Annotated in this window: 14 protein-coding genes and 2 tRNA genes; 8 read left to right on the forward strand and 8 right to left on the reverse strand. The window is 46.1% G+C overall.

The window, feature by feature from the left end; genetic code table 11:
• Positions 1–65 precede the first annotated feature (65 nt).
• The 4 genes from GZ78_RS27015 to GZ78_RS00225 all read left to right on the forward strand — a co-directional run bounded on the left by GZ78_RS27015 (position 66) and on the right by GZ78_RS00225 (position 4,379).
• Positions 66–3,380, forward strand: a complete 3,315-nt coding sequence (locus tag GZ78_RS27015) for a PAS domain-containing hybrid sensor histidine kinase/response regulator (protein ID WP_236631445.1) — start codon at positions 66–68, stop codon at positions 3,378–3,380.
• Positions 3,381–3,451: 71 nt separating this feature from the next.
• A complete protein-coding gene (locus tag GZ78_RS00215; protein ID WP_034831808.1) occupies positions 3,452–3,790 on the forward strand; it encodes a hypothetical protein in 339 nt (112 codons plus the stop codon).
• A 58-nt stretch (positions 3,791–3,848) separates the two neighbouring features.
• Positions 3,849–4,181: a DOPA 4,5-dioxygenase family protein gene (locus GZ78_RS00220; protein WP_034831811.1), complete on the forward strand. Its 333-nt coding sequence runs from the start codon at positions 3,849–3,851 to the stop codon at positions 4,179–4,181.
• A gap of 121 nt (positions 4,182–4,302) precedes the next feature.
• Positions 4,303–4,379, forward strand: a tRNA-Pro gene (locus tag GZ78_RS00225).
• Between the two features lie 293 nt (positions 4,380–4,672).
• Here GZ78_RS00225 and GZ78_RS00230 read toward each other — a convergent pair.
• The gene (locus GZ78_RS00230) at positions 4,673–5,917 is read right to left on the reverse strand and encodes a dicarboxylate/amino acid:cation symporter (protein WP_051785671.1); all 1,245 of its coding nucleotides are present in this window, start codon (positions 5,915–5,917) and stop codon (positions 4,673–4,675) included.
• A 350-nt stretch (positions 5,918–6,267) separates the two neighbouring features.
• Between GZ78_RS00230 and GZ78_RS00235 the strand changes: the two genes are divergently transcribed.
• On the forward strand, positions 6,268–7,002 hold the full coding sequence (locus GZ78_RS00235; protein WP_051785672.1) for a Rossmann-fold NAD(P)-binding domain-containing protein: 735 nt from the start codon (positions 6,268–6,270) through the stop codon (positions 7,000–7,002).
• Entirely contained in the window at positions 6,999–8,153 is a 1,155-nt protein-coding gene (locus GZ78_RS00240) for a saccharopine dehydrogenase family protein (protein WP_034831812.1), read from the forward strand. Before GZ78_RS00235 ends, GZ78_RS00240 begins: the two co-directional genes overlap by 4 nt.
• Positions 8,154–8,398: 245 nt before the next feature.
• Here GZ78_RS00240 and GZ78_RS00245 read toward each other — a convergent pair whose 3' ends face one another.
• Genes GZ78_RS00245 through GZ78_RS00255 form a run of 3 tightly spaced genes read right to left on the reverse strand, consistent with a single transcriptional unit; the run spans position 8,399 to position 12,269 of the window.
• Complete coding sequence (locus GZ78_RS00245) at positions 8,399–9,541, reverse strand: HNH endonuclease (RefSeq protein WP_034831813.1); 1,143 nt, start codon at positions 9,539–9,541, stop codon at positions 8,399–8,401.
• On the reverse strand, positions 9,538–10,245 hold the full coding sequence (locus GZ78_RS00250) for an OmpA family protein (protein WP_236631446.1): 708 nt from the start codon (positions 10,243–10,245) through the stop codon (positions 9,538–9,540). Before GZ78_RS00250 ends, GZ78_RS00245 begins: the two co-directional genes overlap by 4 nt.
• Positions 10,242–12,269 carry a MotA/TolQ/ExbB proton channel family protein gene (locus GZ78_RS00255; protein ID WP_034831815.1) on the reverse strand — a complete coding sequence of 676 codons (2,028 nt, stop codon included), beginning with the start codon at positions 12,267–12,269 and terminating at the stop codon, positions 10,242–10,244. The genes GZ78_RS00250 and GZ78_RS00255 overlap by 4 nt, the downstream gene beginning before the upstream one ends.
• Before the next feature lie 267 nt (positions 12,270–12,536).
• Here GZ78_RS00255 and GZ78_RS29900 point away from each other — a divergent pair, with 267 nt between their 5' ends.
• Positions 12,537–12,902 carry a site-specific integrase gene (locus GZ78_RS29900; RefSeq protein ID WP_236631447.1) on the forward strand — a complete coding sequence of 122 codons (366 nt, stop codon included), beginning with the start codon at positions 12,537–12,539 and terminating at the stop codon, positions 12,900–12,902.
• 105 nt (positions 12,903–13,007) lie between these two features.
• Here GZ78_RS29900 and GZ78_RS00265 read toward each other — a convergent pair.
• From GZ78_RS00265 to GZ78_RS00280, 4 genes are all read right to left on the reverse strand, one after another.
• Positions 13,008–13,084, reverse strand: a tRNA-Arg gene (locus tag GZ78_RS00265).
• A 128-nt stretch (positions 13,085–13,212) separates the two neighbouring features.
• A complete protein-coding gene (locus GZ78_RS00270) occupies positions 13,213–13,404 on the reverse strand; it encodes a flagellar biosynthesis anti-sigma factor FlgM (RefSeq protein ID WP_034831819.1) in 192 nt (63 codons plus the stop codon).
• A gap of 116 nt (positions 13,405–13,520) precedes the next feature.
• Positions 13,521–14,426, reverse strand: coding sequence for an EamA family transporter (locus GZ78_RS00275; RefSeq protein WP_034831821.1), 906 nt, complete (start codon positions 14,424–14,426; stop codon positions 13,521–13,523).
• Positions 14,427–14,693: 267 nt separating this feature from the next.
• Positions 14,694–16,031 carry an IS1380 family transposase gene (locus tag GZ78_RS00280; protein ID WP_034831824.1) on the reverse strand — a complete coding sequence of 446 codons (1,338 nt, stop codon included), beginning with the start codon at positions 16,029–16,031 and terminating at the stop codon, positions 14,694–14,696.
• Between the two features lie 309 nt (positions 16,032–16,340).
• On the opposite strand from GZ78_RS00280, the gene GZ78_RS00285 reads away from it, so the two are divergent.
• Positions 16,341–17,063, forward strand: a complete 723-nt coding sequence (locus tag GZ78_RS00285) for an MlaA family lipoprotein (protein ID WP_152558462.1) — start codon at positions 16,341–16,343, stop codon at positions 17,061–17,063.
• Positions 17,064–17,098 lie beyond the last annotated feature (35 nt).

The raw sequence follows: 17,098 nt of genomic DNA on the forward strand, positions 1-17,098 counted from the left end.
TATTTCGACTGGCAAAGCGTTAGCAACTTTACCACCCTTGGCTATTCTGTACAGGTTGTTAGGATTTGTGCTTGGGGCAGGGCGTGGTCAAACCCTCTATTCGAAAAAAAATTATTCTATTCACGGTCGTGCCCGTCACACTCTTCTATAACCTGTTGAGTGCCTTGCATATATATACCTCTTTCAAGGAATCCTCTCATGAAATAGAGATCCAGATGCGCAATAACGTCGTGCATTTTGCCCACACACTGGATGCCTACACTAAGGAGATTATGTCTCAGGCTTCGGCTCAGACCTGGCTGTTACAGACAGAAACCTACCCGACGTACCCACTGCTCCACAGCATTCTGGCTTCCAGCCCTTTCCTGACCAGAGTCTGCTGGATAGACACCAAAAACACCGTTGCCTCAGCCTGCATTAATAAACGGAAAAACAAGGCAGAACCCATACAGTTGCCAGAACTGCCACCCACTGAACTGGGCAAAAACTGGTCACAGCTGCTCGGACCCAATGAGTATTGGAGCACACTCTACCGGGACTCAAAAACCGGAAAAAGGCTGGTCAGTTTTATCGTTCCCTGCCGTCACCCGGGTGATGGGCGTATGCTCAAGCTGGATGTTGATATCAACCGGATGGTTCACGATGTCATCAACCCAAAGCTGTTTGAAGGACGAAATATCGGAATCAACCTCTGGAAGTTCAATATGGTGGATCGCAGCGGTGATTACCTGTACAGCGACAGTGTACAAGCTAATCGCTTTGGCCATAAAAACCTGCGACAGACCGGTGAGGTCTATGGCATTGAAGGCTTTGGCGATCACATCGAGCAGTGGATTGATTCTGGCCGTGCTGAAACCTTCAGGGCCTGGATACCCAACCCCCAGTACCAGAAAGAATACTGGTTCTTTGGTGCCCCAGTCTCTTCTTCCCAGTGGTGGCTCTATACCTCGGTCAGCCGGCAGCATGCTCTTCAGGGTGTTCTCGACATTGCCCTGGTGGACATCGCCATTATGCTGATCTCCCTGCTGTTGATTCTGGGTGGTATCTTGTACGTCTCTAAAAAGATAACCCACCCGCTCATCACCCTGAAATCCTGCATGGATACCTTTATCGAGCATCATAAGCTCGTTGAGTTACCCGACACCGGCTCCAGAGACGAAGCCGGTTCACTGGCCCGCTCATTCGTCAAGCTGACCCAGTGGCTTGATGCCAGAGACAAGGCCCTGCACCAGGCCCGAGCCAATAATATGGGACACATCGTGCAGGGGTTAAAAGGGCGCTACTTTTATTTCCAGCTCAATACAGACGGCGAGATTGTTCATATCAGTCGATCGGTGGAATCGGTTTTGGGATACCGAAGCGAAGAGTTCAAAGGTCCGCTGGAAAACTTTTTAAGTAATGATCCGGGCAATCACAGCTACAAGACCAATTTTGAAAAAGTGCTCCGGGGAGAGCCGGTCGAAGCTTTTGAGCTGGATATCCAGAATAAACATGGTCACTCTCGAAGGATTGAACTGTTCTGGAATGCCATGACCTCTGGTCAACAAAGAGTCATTGAGGGTCTGGCCAACGATGTGACAGAGCGGGTCAGCGACACCCTTAAATTCAAGGCTCTGCTGGATTCTGCTCCGGACGCCATGATTATCCTGAATCCGGATGGAATCATAGTCATGGTCAATTCCAGAGCGGTAGAGTTGCTGGGCTTTCCCAGGGAAGACCTGATTAACATGCCCCTTTCTCTGCTGGTTCCGCCTCAGTTCCGCGAGAAACATCCTTTGCTCTGCCCTTTACTCGACAGGGCCTGGAAACAAACACGACTGTTTCGTCAGGAAACTAAAGCCGTTGACCGACAAGGACGGATCTTTCCTGCAGAACTGACCAGTAACCCACTCATTACTCGTGACGGTGTGCTGATATCCGTAGTGATCCGGGATATTACGGAAAGCAAACAGATTGAGCAGGCTCTGCTGACTGCGCATGATGAGGCGATTACCGCAAGCCGCTCAAAAAGTCTGTTCCTGTCCTGCATGAGTCATGAACTGCGTACGCCATTGAACGGCGTCATTGGTTACGCCCAGGTCCTACAGAGATCTGGAGGCCTTAACCCCGGTCAGCACCAGAAACTGGCCATTCTTGAACGGTGCGGGCAACACCTGCTGACCTTGATTAACGACATTCTTGACCTCACCAAGATTGAAACTCAGGGTGTGGACTTGCACCCGGTCTCTGTTGACCTTCGACAGTTACTACTGGAAACAAGGGAGCTCTTTGTTCCCAAGGCAGAACACAAAGATTTGCAGTTAATACTCAATATTGATGAACAGGTCCCGGACTGGGTGGAAGTAGATGAAGTCAAACTCAGGCAGATTCTGACCAACCTTCTGGGTAATGCCATCAAATACACAGAAGAAGGCTCCGTTGAAATCGAGATTTACACTGGCAGTGATCGACTTTTTTTCTCAGTAAAAGATACCGGTGTCGGTATTGATCCGAAAGACTTTGAAATCATCTTCGACCCCTTCAGGCAGCTGGACGAAGGTCTTAAATCAGGAGGAACCGGACTGGGTCTGGCCATCAGCCGTCACCTGGTAAAAGCCATGGGAGATGACCTGACCGTCACCAGTAATGTAGGTCAAGGCAGCTGTTTCCAGTTTTCAATCCCATTAAAAGAAGCTCCGGCCCTGGACACCGATAATGTCTTTTCATCCGATCAGGTGGAACTCATCCTCCCTGACAATCATACCTATACCGCTTTAATTGTTGATGATCTGGAAATAAACCGTGATCTTCTTAAAGTCATTATGGAAGAAGCCGGTTTCAGAACGCTGGAAGCCTGTGATGGACTGGAAGCTCTGGCCTGTCTGGAAGCCCGGAAACCGGAACTGGTCATGATGGATATAAGAATGCCCAGAATGGACGGTATAGAAGCACTCAAGCACATCCGCTTGAATCCTGAATTGAGAAACCTGAAAGTCATTGCCGTCACCGCCAGCGCAGGCTCTGATATCAAAACCCGTCTCAAGCAGAAAGGATTTGACGGCGTGCTTGCCAAACCTTTCAGGGTGAACCATCTTCTTCAGGTCGTGGCCAGTCTCTTAAATCTCGATCTCAAAGAGTCACAACTCCCCCTTGATATGACTGAAGCCTCAGAACTCCCGCAACTGGATGAAACACATAAAAAGGCACTTCTCAGAAAAGTCTCTCAAGTACTTGAATTTGGTGATATACAAGAACTGAGTTCCATCACCGAAGAGTTCAGGGAAGCTGAAATGCAAGCGTATTGTCAGTATCTTACTCAGATAGCTGAGGCCTGCGATATGGACCAGTTGGAAAAGTTTTATGAACAACTGAAAAGGCAGCCTGATAAGAGCTCAGCATAAAGACGTTAAGCGCTACAACAGAGCCTCTGATTAACCTATACTGCGCTATTATTTCGCCTATCGAGTCATCAATGAGTTCAACCTTAAATATTCCTGAAATCCAGGCCAAACTGACACTCAGTCTGAAAGATATCTACCCTCTGGCTCTCAATGCGGATGAGCAGTTGGAAGTGTTGCAGAAAGAAGAGAAAGGCAAGTTTTCTGCTATTTTCCAGCCGGACTCAGGTTTCAGTGCTTCAGCTAACCGTTTTTTGCCCTATCTGATTGAATTAAACGACGAGATTCAAAGCCTTCCGATTATGGAACAAGAAAACCAGAAGGTAAAAATTCAGGGTATTCTTAAAAAGATTAAAATGATGCACGAAGTACTGGCTAAATTTCATAGCATCAAAGACGAAACTCTGCACTGAACCGACAGGCTACTTAGGAGCCTGTCGGACTTGTTCTGAAGGATGAGAATAATAACTCATGACTGATGTCATCAAGGGCTACCATGCCCACATCTATTTCAACGAAGAAACCTACCCAGTAGCTGAAAGTGTGATTGAAAAAGCCAATCAGTTGTTTGATGTCACAGTAGGCAGAATGCATCGGAAGCCGGTTGGTCCTCATCCTGAATGGAGTTGCCAGTTGGCTTTTAAGAATGAAGAATTTGCCAAACTTATCCCCTGGCTGGCTTTGAACAGAAAGGGACTGACTGTTTTCACCCATCCGCTGACTCAGGACGATTTAAAGGACCATACGGACTATGCTCTCTGGATGGGCAGTATTGAGCCTTTAAATCTCAAGATCTTTCAATAACCCGATCGCTCCAGAGCTACGGCTGGGGCGAGTCTGTGGCAGATTCCCCTTGCAAAATACAGTCGCCAAGGTAATATACAGCGACGTCAGCGGGATAATTTTTTATCCTTCAGAACGAAGTCGGAGCGTAGCGCAGCCTGGTAGCGCACCACAATGGGGTTGTGGGGGTCGGAGGTTCGAATCCTCTCGCTCCGACCAGTATTTGCAGTCCAAAAATCTTTCCTTGGTGCTTGATCCTGATTATTCCTGAATTTGTTTCCTCCACCCCTTCCAAGACTTTTAACTAAAGTATTTTTTGGTACAGGCGACAACCAGCTCACTCACTCGTTGTCAGAAAGTAAGCAGGCCGGACTACTAGCGCTTGAAATCCCCATATCCTGGTAACCTATACCCGAGAAGATACGAAAAAATCCTATAGAGCTTTCAAATCATTCAGTATCTACTAACGCGTTGAAACTCTATAGGATTCATCTCACCAAAACACACGACTATTAACTGTTATAAGCCGTTTCATCCAGACGATTTTCCATCTTTGCCACTACCACTGCTGTGAAAGTGTCGCCTGTAATATTGGTCACAGTTCCACTCATTTCTATCAATCTGTCAACGGCAGCCACCAGAGCAATCAGTTCCAGAGGGGCTCCCAAGGACATCAGCAATGATGACATGGTAATCAGAAACATACCTGGAACACCTGCCGCTCCTATAGCAGATAGTGTACTGATCATAAGAATGGAGATGTATTCAGCCAGCCCCAGATCGAGACCAAAGACATTGGCTGCAAAAACGGCAATAACACCCAGATTAATAGAAAGCCCATTCATATTAACCGTTGAACCTACGGGCAATACAAAACTGGCAATACTCTTATCCACCCCAAGACGTTGCTCCGCGACATGAAGATTAACCGGTAATGTCGCAGCACTGGACGTCGTTGTCAGTGCAACTATCTGTGGCGTAAACATCTTCCGAATAAACATTTTTGGGGACAGCCCTAAATACCTCAGTACCAAACTGTAGAACCCGAAAATGACAATCAGAGCCACCAGCCAGGTAGTCGATACCAGGCCTGCCAGTTTGCCCAGAATCGAAATACCCTGAGTACCTACGGTATAAGCAATCAAAGCAAAAATGCCCAATGGGGCCAGCTTCATGACAAGATCGATCATTTTGAACACAACTTGTGCCAACGCCGTAAAAAAGTTTGCTACAGGCTCTGCCCCTTTACCACTGAGGTTGATCCCAAAGCCCACCAGCAAAGCAAACACGATGGTGGGTAAGACATCGCCCTGAGCCATAGATTGAATCGGATTCGATGGAATCATATTCAACAGAACCTCGACAATAGGTGGTGCTTCTTTTGTCGATACAGCCGTAACGGGTAAATTGAGGTCCAAGGAACTGCCTATTCCCAGAAGCTGGCTGACAATCAAAGCCAGGGTGGTTGCCGAGGCCATGGTGAAAATAAAAACAAATAACGCTTTGGTAGCAATGCGACCAAAAGAGGACAAGTCACGAATAGAAATGATGCCATTGACAATAGAAACAAAAACAATGGGAACAACCATCATTTTAACCGCTTTGATAAAGGCATCGCCCAAGGGCTTCAGCACTACTGCTTGCTGATGAAACACGAGCCCGGTCAAAACACCCAGGGCAAGGGCTGTCAGAATATATATCCACTGACGATTAGGTTGTGCAGAAGGATTCTCTACAAAAGTGAGCGTTGAAGGCATGGAGAGCTCTGTCAATAAGGCGAGTATCAGACCATCTTACGGAATCAATAATTCATTAGAAGTAATTAAATTTCATTATTCAATAACCTTATAGAATATATAAGACGGTATCTGTCTTGCACTACCTATACGACAAAGAATCAATATTAGTGAAGCATGGCTTCCAGTATTTTCAATCATGATTCCTCATCAAGAAAAGATCACTTCTGGAAGCTGGCTTCAGGGTCACAGTAGAAGATTCAGCCCAAAGTGCTATTTCTTCTCAGTCGTTTGCAGACGTTGGTTGTGACATCGCCCCAGCTCATAGCTGGCAGCAGGTACTTAAACGATTTAGTGCAGGTAATGGACAATTGTTTGATCTGGAATATCTGGTAGACGACGATAATCGCCGTATTGCGGCCTTTGGCTACTTGGCAGGCTACGCTGGTGCAGCTGTTGCCCTGAAAGCACTGGCAGTGAATCGAAAGCGACAGAGACATTTACTGCCTCCTTTAAAACCTTTTTTAAGTAAACTACACCTGATTGATGATGTTCGATCAGAACTTTCTGATTCTGGCCCATTAAAAGCCCTGATTATTGGCGCGAAAGGGCGCAGTGGCCATGGTGCGGCAGAGCTGATTCAAGCGGCTGGAATAGAAACTATTGAGTGGGATCTTGAAGAAACCGCGAGAGATGATCCTTTTCCTGAATTGCTGGACGTTGACCTTGTCATCAACTGTGTCTTTATTCAGAAAAAAATACCTCCTTTCCTGACTCCGGAGCTGATCGAAAACCCTGACAGACGTCTCAGCATCATCTGTGATGTCAGTTGTGATCCCAACAGCGACTACAACCCTCTGCCTATTTATCCTCATTGCACCCATTTCGACAAGCCGGTGCTGCGCCTCATCAATGCTGATAACCCTCTGGACCTGATCGCCCTTGACCACTTACCCTCTCTCCTGCCTGTTGAGAGCAGTGAAGATTTTTGTCGGCAGTTATTACCCTACCTGCTACAACTGGATAATCTGGAACAGGGCGTCTGGAAAAGAGCACACCAGACATTCGAAGAAAAAGTTCGTGAGCTGCAAGCAGGATTCGTATGAAAACAATTCACTGGTTAGGTACCGGCTTATCTTCATTGCCCGGTATTCAAAAAATCGCCCAATCGCGCCATTCTCTGGTGTTGTGGAACAGAACTCTAAAAAAGGCTCAACAAGCCGTTAATGCTCTGGGCATTCATGCTCAAGTCAAACAGCTGGAATGGCGCATTCTGGAGGAATCCATTGCAGAGGGCGACCTGGTGGTTTCTATGCTGCCCGCTGCCCTGCATGTTCAGGTTGCCAAGCTCTGCTTGATCCGTAAGGCTCACTTTATTTCCAGCAGTTACGTGTCAGCCCCAATGCAGGCTCTGGATGCCCAGGCTAAAGAACAGGGGCTTTGCTTTGTCAATGAAGTAGGTCTGGACCCGGGGCTGGATCACCTGTTTGCCCATGCACTGATCGATAAATACACGAAATCAGACGTTTTTAACCCAGAAAACCAGCACTCCTTCCGCTCCTATTGCGGAGGATTCCCAAAGCAAGCCAATGACTTCAAATACAAATTTTCCTGGTCCCCCCTGGGAGTGCTGAAGGCACTGAAATCTCCAGCACGATGGATTGCAGATAACACCCTTCAACAAACCGAAAAACCCTGGACCGCTCTGATCAGTTATCGTTTTAAACGAATCGATGGCCTTGAGGAAATATTTCAAGCCTACCCCAATAGAGACTCGGTGCCCTTCCTGAAACAATATGGCATTGCCGACAACTGGCATGTTCAGGAATTTGTTCGTGGTACCCTGCGCCTGAATGGCTGGGCAGAGGCCTGGTCAGATCTGTTTAAAAAGGTCGACTCTTTAACCGGTGAAAAAGGTATAGAAGAACTGGCCGCTATCAGTGATGACCTATGGGCAAAGTACCCATACGAAGAAGGCGAACAAGACCGTGTTGTTCTGGCGGTTGAATTAGAGGTTAAAGAGCCAGAGGGGGAAGCGACTCTGTTCAAACAGAGTTACAGCATTGATGAGACAGGCAATGAACGTGGATCCGCCATGGCACGGCTGGTGTCCTTAACCGTTGCCATCGCTGTTGAATCCCTGCTGGCCGATGAATTACCTGCTGGGGTGACGACGGCTCCTCACAACCCCCAACTCGTGCAAAACTGGCTAACTCAGCTATCTGAAATGGGTGAGCATATTTTTGTACATGCCTGACGGGTACAAAAAAGCCTGAAGCATTTAAAACACTTCAGGCTTTTTATAGATGGCGCTCCCTGGAGGATTCGAACCTCCGACCTGCCCCTTAGGAATAGCAGGATTTCAGTCCCAGCTAGTCTCACAAAATTTCATGTGAATCTGCCAAATCTATACATTCTAGGCTTTGCCAGTATCCTGATGTATTAGATCGTTTCATTTATTTCCAGTACATCCAATTCATCACTGAATGGGTGCCTGATATTTTATCGAACCCCTTTCTGAAACTGTTCAAAATGTTTCATCGAGGAACCCACAGAAAAAACAGTCCAGCCTGCCGACTCAAGTAAAGCCTGCTCGGCAGAGTCAATCAAAACTGCCACCTTAGACCTCGGCCAGGCAAGGTCAATAGAAACAACACTGCTTCCACTCTGAACCATTACCCCAAGGTCAGCCGTGGGTAACCTAAATTTTCGACACTTACTGATCAAACCTCCTAACGCCGTATCAGCATATTGATCTAGCTTGTCATAATCGAAAGCATCAAATTTCTTCTGCTCACGTCTAAGGTTGTTGATAAGAAGTATATTTTCCCGGCTCACATGCAAATGACCATGATGGGGCTGTTTCTTATGACAATCAGCACAAAGTCCTCGCAAATTCTCCAAGCTGTTGTCATTTTTAATACCATTGATATGGTGGACATGCATGAGATGTTTATATTGGCTCATATCAACGCCACAGTGCTCACAACAATAATTCAGGTTTTGCCGAAATTTTGTGGAGATTGATGTCCAATCAGCCGTGTAGTCTACAGCCCCTAATTGTTTTTTGCTGGTTGCCGGCAAGCTCTTGAAATAGGAGCTATAGGTTTCAAAGAAGCTCTCATACTCAAAATTGATAAAAATCTCACTTTTCGCAGCCTTGGGTAAATCCTCATACGACTTATAGTTCAATACTTTCAGACAATTTTTACAGACACCTAAATCGGACTCACCATGCACTTCTTTACCATTATCAGGATTTATACCCGAAACAGGAAACATACCATCCATTCTACTGATGACTCCATAGCGACCAAACCGCCCTGCATTTCTCATCAACTCTAATGTTGAACATTCAGCAATATGTATCCTGCGCCCCTGTTTACCATCCTGAAGAACTGCTTCAACATCATCCCCCTGATCGGTGATATAGAGCATCACCTGATGCCCGTTATAGTTCAGTATGCCCTGAGAGCCATCAATCTCTTCTAGCTGAATATCTTGTCCAAGCACCAACCCCTGAAGCAGCTCAGAAGCTACTGAAACCAGCTCATCGGATTGACTAATTATCTCGAATTCAGCCACCGTATGTTTGAGCGGAGCCACTGCCCGGTGCAACGCACTAAAATCAATCTTCAGTTTCAAGACTCAGCCTCCAGAATACGCTTTATCTGGATATCCGCATTGGTGATAGCCCTGAATGAGACTCGTCTTGAACGATGGGCATCTTCCTGGCCCTTTTCATTGAGAACCAAGCGGGAGGAAGAGAAGCCAACTGCCGCAATATTCTTTTTAATCCAGTCAGTTTCAGAAGGGATGACACCGTAGAGATAATACAATACAGCTCTCGTGCGCCCCTGAGACAACGACATATTTTTAAAATAGGCCTCTTTCTCTGAGCTGTTTGCATTCCAGTCACTGCTGGTGTGCCCTTCTATTCTGACTTCATCCAATGAGTCCCTGAAGGGTTTCAGCACGGATAGATAGCGGGGAAAGAAGTCATCCAATATGTTTTGGAAACCGGGTTTCAGACTGATCTTACCAACATCAAACAGCACTTCTGGTGATTTGAAATTGAATGATAGCGTCTCTCTGTCAATTTCTGCCCCCCACTTATCAAGATCACCTTCAAACTCCATCATCAAGGCATCATAAATGGCCACCTGATTTTCCTGATAGGCGACAGCGACATTTTTTATTTTCTCGTTCTCTTTCTGAGTATCCAGCATAAAAACAATCGCTATAAACAGAAAAACCATCATCAAACCAGCCATCAGATCAGAGATAGTTAACCAGTGCTCACCACTTTCAACAGGCTCCCTGCGTTTTCCAAAAATCTGTTCCATCATGCAGCCTGCTGTCTGACAATTTTATCCATAGCTTGAGTCAGCTTGATGTAATCATTAGTGAACTTTCCAGTTACCTGCGCCAGCGCCTGCCCCATTTCTGTCATGACTCGAGTGACTTCCTGCTGCATGGACTGATCAATCAGTTTCAGCTGGCTGTCTACCGCCTCACCCGTCAAGCCGACCTGCTGGCGAACTTGCTCTTCCATCGCTTCAAAGGTTCTTCGAGCCTGATTTACCTGTTGCATGGCCGCATCTTCCACTACATCAGCCAACTGCTTCTGAAGCTGCTCAGTAGCTTTCACAAAGCTATCTCTCACCTGACTGGTATCAGCCACCAGGTTCTGATTGGCATCATGCATGGTCTTATTCATGCTCTGGGCATCATTTACCAGTTTTTCGATCATATCCCGGAGCGTATTATTCAGGTCGCTTACCGTATCCGCCAAATGCTGCTTGATGATCTCCGTTTGTGTTTGCAAATAGTCAGAGCTGGTTTGCAAGCTTTCATTAGTACGGGCTGTATTGTTGGTAAATTCAGTAGCGGCGGTATCTATGCTCTGGCCAATAGCGACTGAACTTTCTACTAAACGTGTACCCGCTTGATCAATACCTTTCTCGGTCTCTGTCACCACCTTGCTCATCAGTGTTTCAGAGCTTTCCATATGCCCCTGAATACTGCCCAGCAAGTTTTCATTAGTACGAACCACGCTTTCGGTAAAGTCTGTCGACGCAGTATCCAAACTCTCACCTATAGCTTTCGACCCCTCTATCAAACGAGAGCCGACGGCATCTATACCTTTCTCTGTTTCTGTCGCAAACTTATTCAGCAGTTCTTCAGATGTCTGAACATGGTTCTGGATATAGCGGTCAGACTCAACCAGCAGCTCGCTGTAGTGTTGATTAGCCGTACTGACCGCTGCAGAAATATCCGTCACAGTCTCTTCTACCTGCCTGCGAATTTCAGGCACGGCCTCAACCGCCCTATCACGCATCTCTTTAAACGCTTCTAGATGACTCTCCAACTCTGACAGCTGTTGCTGGTTAACGGTCATCACACTATGCAGATCATGCATAGTCTGCGGAATAAGCTGAGTCTTTTCGCTGATATGAGCAACCGATGACTCAGTCGCTGTAATAGCCTGAACACCCTGTTCGTATTGCTGGTTCATCTGCTCCAGTTGCAACTTATAACTTTCCTGCCATTCCACCAGTTTGTGGACAGCCTCATTTAAGTGCTTAAAGTTTTCACCAAACTGTTCAGTCAGGTTGTTGTTAAAGTCCTGAATGACTTGCTTCAGGGCTTCAATAACCTGCTCTGTAGCCGACTTGGACATAGTGTCCACAAAGTCCTGTAGCTTCAGCCAGAGTTTTTCTGTAAATGCTGAAAATTGTGCCTGCTGCGCATCAAACAATTCAGTGGTCAAATTGCGAGACATCTTCATCTGATCATTGATATCGCCTCGAAAAATCTTTAACTGACCAAACAGCGTAGTTTCTTCATTCCCTACCAATGACTCTTTCAGATTCTCGGTCGCATTCAGCTGTGACTGCAAAACACCACGCATGATTTTAATTTGGCTCAAAAGAGTTGATTCTTGCTCACCCACCAAAGTTGATTTCAAGCTTTCAGTTGCAGAAAGCTGTGCCTGCATAGTTCTTAGAATTGCTTCGGGAGAGGCATCACTGACAGAGTCCATGCTGTCATGAGAATCCTTAAACATAGTAGTGTACAGAACCTTCAATACCAGCGAACTCAACATACCTGCCAAGCTGGTTATAAAAGCAGTTTTCAACCCGCCCAGAAGCGGTGCAATACTGGTTTCAATATTATTCTGATCAAACGCCAACAGACCCAGTACTATGCCCAAGAAAGTACCAAAGATACCTATAGTCGTTAGTAATGTTGGGGCATATTCAACAAACTGCGGATATTGACCTTTCTTTTTCCATTGAAAAGAACGGATAGCAATAGCTACGATGAAAAATACAAAAACAGCAGTTACAAAATATCCAATGGATTCCATTAAAAACCTTCTATGAGTTACCCATACTACAGCGCTGGTAATCAATACCGGGACAGGGAGAGCGTGGAAGTAAAAACGAGAAATTAAAAATTCGCAGGATCTTATCACACGACAGTATCTAAATAGTATCGAGACTGTTACAGCATAAGCATGCTAGTTTCAGGTACATACCACCCATTAAGCGAAACTCAGGCGAGTTGATCCTCTAACACACTTATTGACCCAAACCATGACACCTGACTCCCTCATTCGTGACAGCTCCCTCCAATGGCAAAAAATCCCGAAAAACAAACTCAAAAGGGCTTAGAAGTAACCTTCTGGAACCGGCGACTAAGATGCGCTGTAGAGATGGCTCAAAAACTAAACCCTGCCACCAATAGCCCTTACTTATTTCCAGATAAAGACGGTTCAAGACTCACCGAAGAAAAAATATCTTCCCGATTTAAAGACACGATGCGCAGGCTGGTTGAAAGCGGTAAATTAACGTCAGAAGAGCGGTTCACCTTTCATGATTTGAAAGCGAAAGGCGTATCAGATCATGAAGAACAATATTCAGGACACAAGACGCTGAAGGGTAAAAAAATCTATATCAGAAAAGCCCCCAAGGTAAAGGGAAGCAGCACCAGAAAATGAGCGACGGTCATTTTTTAAACAATTGTTTTATTCTCATTTTTATTCTCATTTCGCAAAATTCAGACATAAAAAAAGAGCTACATCTCTGTAACTCTTTGATTTTATTGGCGCTCCCTGGAGGATTCGAACCTCCGACCTGCCCCTTAGGAGGGGGCCGCGCTATCCAGCTGTGCCAAGGGAGCATAGAAAAGCCAGCGGGCTTATCTTTCCGGCTGGCTTGCTTTGTATTCTAACGAATCGATGTGATTTTTCCAAGAAATAAAGTCGTTCTGCGCAATGACAGGTGATAAGCCCCTATCGGTGAAATCAATCAGCTGTTTTTATCTTTCAGATGATTTTCAAGTGTACTCTCGAAAGTGAGCAGTTTGTCTGCCACTCTGGCACTGTCTACTTTCAGCTCGCCCGCCAGGTAAGCTTTTCTAAGAGCCAGTAATCGAGCCTCAGTATGACGGTTGGGTATACTGCTGCGAGACTCGGTTTCGTTCTTTCGGCTATCGTCCATGATTCCTCCTGATCGCTAAGCACCTGATATTCTCACAAGACCTTTGCAGGTTCCAGAGCCAAACTCTGGCTTTTTACCATTCAGGTTTCATGCCAGATCCATTAACTTATGCATCGTCAGAGACTTACCAGAATCAAGCCGGTGACAATAAATCCAACCCCGCACCATTTTTGTGACGAAGCTCTCTCACCGAGTAAAAACACCCCCATCAACACCCCCACCGGAATACTGATCTGTCGCAAAGCCACTATAAGACTGACATTATCTGAAAAAGCCATGGCCGCCAGTACTATGGAGTAGGTGGCAAACATCGCCACTCCTGTGAAAAAAAGAGCCCCTCGATGATCTTCGAACAATCGGGCAATTTCCCTGCGCTGCCTTCGAAAAGGCATTGAAAAGAGCATTAACCATAGACAGGTAGCCACTGCCTGCAGAACCAGATAAAGAAGAGCACTCTTGAAGGCCACTCCTTCAACGGGCCATAACGCTCTCATGAGCATCAGAGTATGGCTGTCGACGACGGAATACCCCGTAATGCCCAGTGCCGCTATCATGGCAAAAGCTGACGCAGGGTTGAGGTAATGAGACCACCTGAAATCACTCCAGTGCCAGAGTGGCAAAATGATACAACCCGACACAATCAAGCAGAATGCCAGCCACTTCATTGTAGAAAGTTCTGTCCCCCAGCCCAACAATGCGATGACAGGTGGCACCAGAAGAACAGGCAAGGCTCTGGAGACCGGATACATCAATGACATATCCCCAAAACGATAAGACTGACCCAGCCCAAGAAAATAAACAGCCTGAAAAAAGCCGCTCAATAACACCAAAAGCCAAATTTCCTGAGAAATTTCGCTCAACCAGTCGATATAAAAAAGTAGCAGAGGCACAAAAGCCAGCATGCCCAATATTGCAGAGAGGGTAAAGCTGGCTCCAGAGGGCCTCACTTTTTTCCCTAAACAGTTCCAGCCCGCATGCATGAAAGATGAGATGAACACGAGGAAAATAGCCAGGTTGTCCAAATTTATACTCCTGAACAGGCGTAATGCGTTTTTGTCCTGAACCGGACACTATATACCTGAATCAGTGAGTTCTTAATTAATCTCGAGAAAATCGTGTAATTTAAGCTCCAACCTTACCGCAAATCACTTTATTACTACTTTGATCAGGAAATAACAGAACAATCCAGCAAAGAACCCAGCTGTTTTTGTCATTATTTTGAAATTCAGGCGATGCATCACCTACCAAGACCTGGCATTCATTTCAGAAAGACAGAATAATATTGATGGCTAACAAAGCATTTTTTCTGGATAAAGCCCCATAAACACTTGGAGTGCCGGGCTATATCGGCCAAATCGTAGTATTTTGCGACGGCCTGCCTCCAAAAAGCGGGCAGCCTGATAAATCAACTCCTGCATGACGGTTTTTATTCTTCTCCTTGCTGCCTGATGACGAACAGGTGACTGCGGCCCCAGCAAACAAGATTGCCCCATGTAACGCAGCATATTATAAGTTAATGCGCCCAGACACATTACTAAATCATTAGTATCGAACTTTCCAGAAGGAAGCCTTTCCAGATCCATATCGGTTTTTAATTCACTGTGAAATTGCTCACTGGTGGCGTGATTCTCATACAGCAGAATAACGTCGTTATCGCTGTATTCTTCTTCATTCAATGTTGTCCACCAACCTTCCAGCTCGTAGTCTGGAGTTAGAAACATCTGACCAACGGCATCTGACGTTCGTCTGACCATTTTGATAATCAGTCGCTGATGACCATAGTGAGCTTCATGGTTAATAGTCAAAGTCGCATAGTGCTTACCTGCTCGTAGCTCATGCCACTCTACCTTCGCTGCTTCAAACTTAGGTAGCCAGGCCTTGGAGGTGTACTGTTGGCGAGGATTCAATTTAATTATGTGGTCAACGTTAGCATGTTGAGCAACGGCCATGCGGGTATCTTCAGCATCGTGAGCACTATCGAGCCGAAGCAATATCGGCTGTTGCGTTATACGACGTACTCTCTGTAAAACGGCACCCAGGAATGGGATGAAATCATTTTGCGAGTGTTGCGAACCTGGTCGCAACTCACACCCCATGCACCAGCCTTCTTGCCCAAGGTAAGCCATAATGGGGGAGTAGCCGAAAAAGTGTTTATATGTCCAACTCACTCCTTCTTTCTTGGAGTTGCTATTGTCTTGAGGCGTGACATCCATATCTAATGGTATATGCTGTTGGCGATCAAGTTCTTTTGGAAGTGGTGTAAGCGGAGCATCAAGTTCTATAAGCAACTCAGCAAGACTTTCCTCAATCAGCGGAATAAGCTGGGTAGCATCTTCATTAAAGCGCTGGCGCAATCGACTGGCAGATGGCATCTGTTTTATTCCCATGCATTGCTGGAACCAATCGTCATGGCGAAGGGTGTCAATGGCGTCAAAGTCATTTTTGCCGAGGGCCAGCAAGCCAACATAAGCACGCACTAAATCAATATTGGCGATTCCATGTCGCTTCTTAATCTTACGGAGTGATTTTTTGAGGGATGTTTTTTTATTGAGGGCGTGACCAATAAAGGCAAGGCCAGCAAATGGTGTATAGAATTCCGTATCAGACTGCTCAAAATGGAGTTCCACAAAAATTCACCTATTCAGTGAAAAAACGAGTAGGTCGTATTTTAGCCTACACCCCTTTCGGTGGATGGCTTTAAGGCTTTTTTATTGCTGATGAAGTCACGGATTCAGGTATATAATAAAGGCAGGCTTATTGGCTTCGGCAGGTAAGCAAGTTGAGTGAATGACCCTTTACAAATTTATGTTCTTCGATTCAGTATAAAATCAACCCCCTTATACATATTTCACTCAGCAACGAAATAATTCAAACTATCATTCTACACACAATGAATTGAGCTAGTTTCAATAAACAAGGAAAGCGAGGACAGGAACGTGACGCGCTCACTGGCTGCAAACCCGATAATTGCCCTAAAAAATATGGTTAAAATTATTCCCGCCCTACTGCTCGCCGGATTTGTTTCCAGTGCCGGGGCTTCTGTCGTTACCTACGATGATCCTTGGGAGAAAGCAAATCGAGCGGTCTTTTCTTTCAATGACACGCTGGACACATACGCTTTGAAGCCAGTGGCGAAAGGCTATAACACGGTCACCCCCAAACCAATCCAGCAGCTGGTTAGCAACTTTTTCTCCAACCTCGGTGAGCTCCGTAATGCTGCCAACGCACTGTTACAGTTTAAAAGTACTGAAGCGTTGGCTTCCGTAGGTCGGTTTGGTATTAACTCAACACTGGGTATGCTGGGGATGGTCGATGTCGCGACGCCTCTGGGAATAGAGCAGAAGTATGAAGACTTTGGCCTGACGCTCGCCCACTGGGGCACCCCGTCCGGACCTTATGTTGTGCTGCCGCTGCTCGGATCCAGAACCTTGCGATCTGGCATCGGAACACTACCAGACTCCATGATGAACCTTCAGGGAGAGATCCAGCCTGAACGTGATCAATGGACAGCCAGAGGGGTCGACATCATCAACACCCGCTCATCGCTTCTCAGCTCTGAAGACCTGATTGCAGGTGATCGCTATTCCTTCATTCGGGATGCTTACCTTCAACGTCGGGAATATCTGATAACGGGTCAGCTGCCAGAAGACGACTTCTGATTTCATCGCTATCTTTATGCAGGGGGTTAATCAGA

This window comes from Endozoicomonas numazuensis (genome assembly GCF_000722635.1).
GTDB classification, from domain to species: domain Bacteria; phylum Pseudomonadota; class Gammaproteobacteria; order Pseudomonadales; family Endozoicomonadaceae; genus Endozoicomonas_A; species Endozoicomonas_A numazuensis.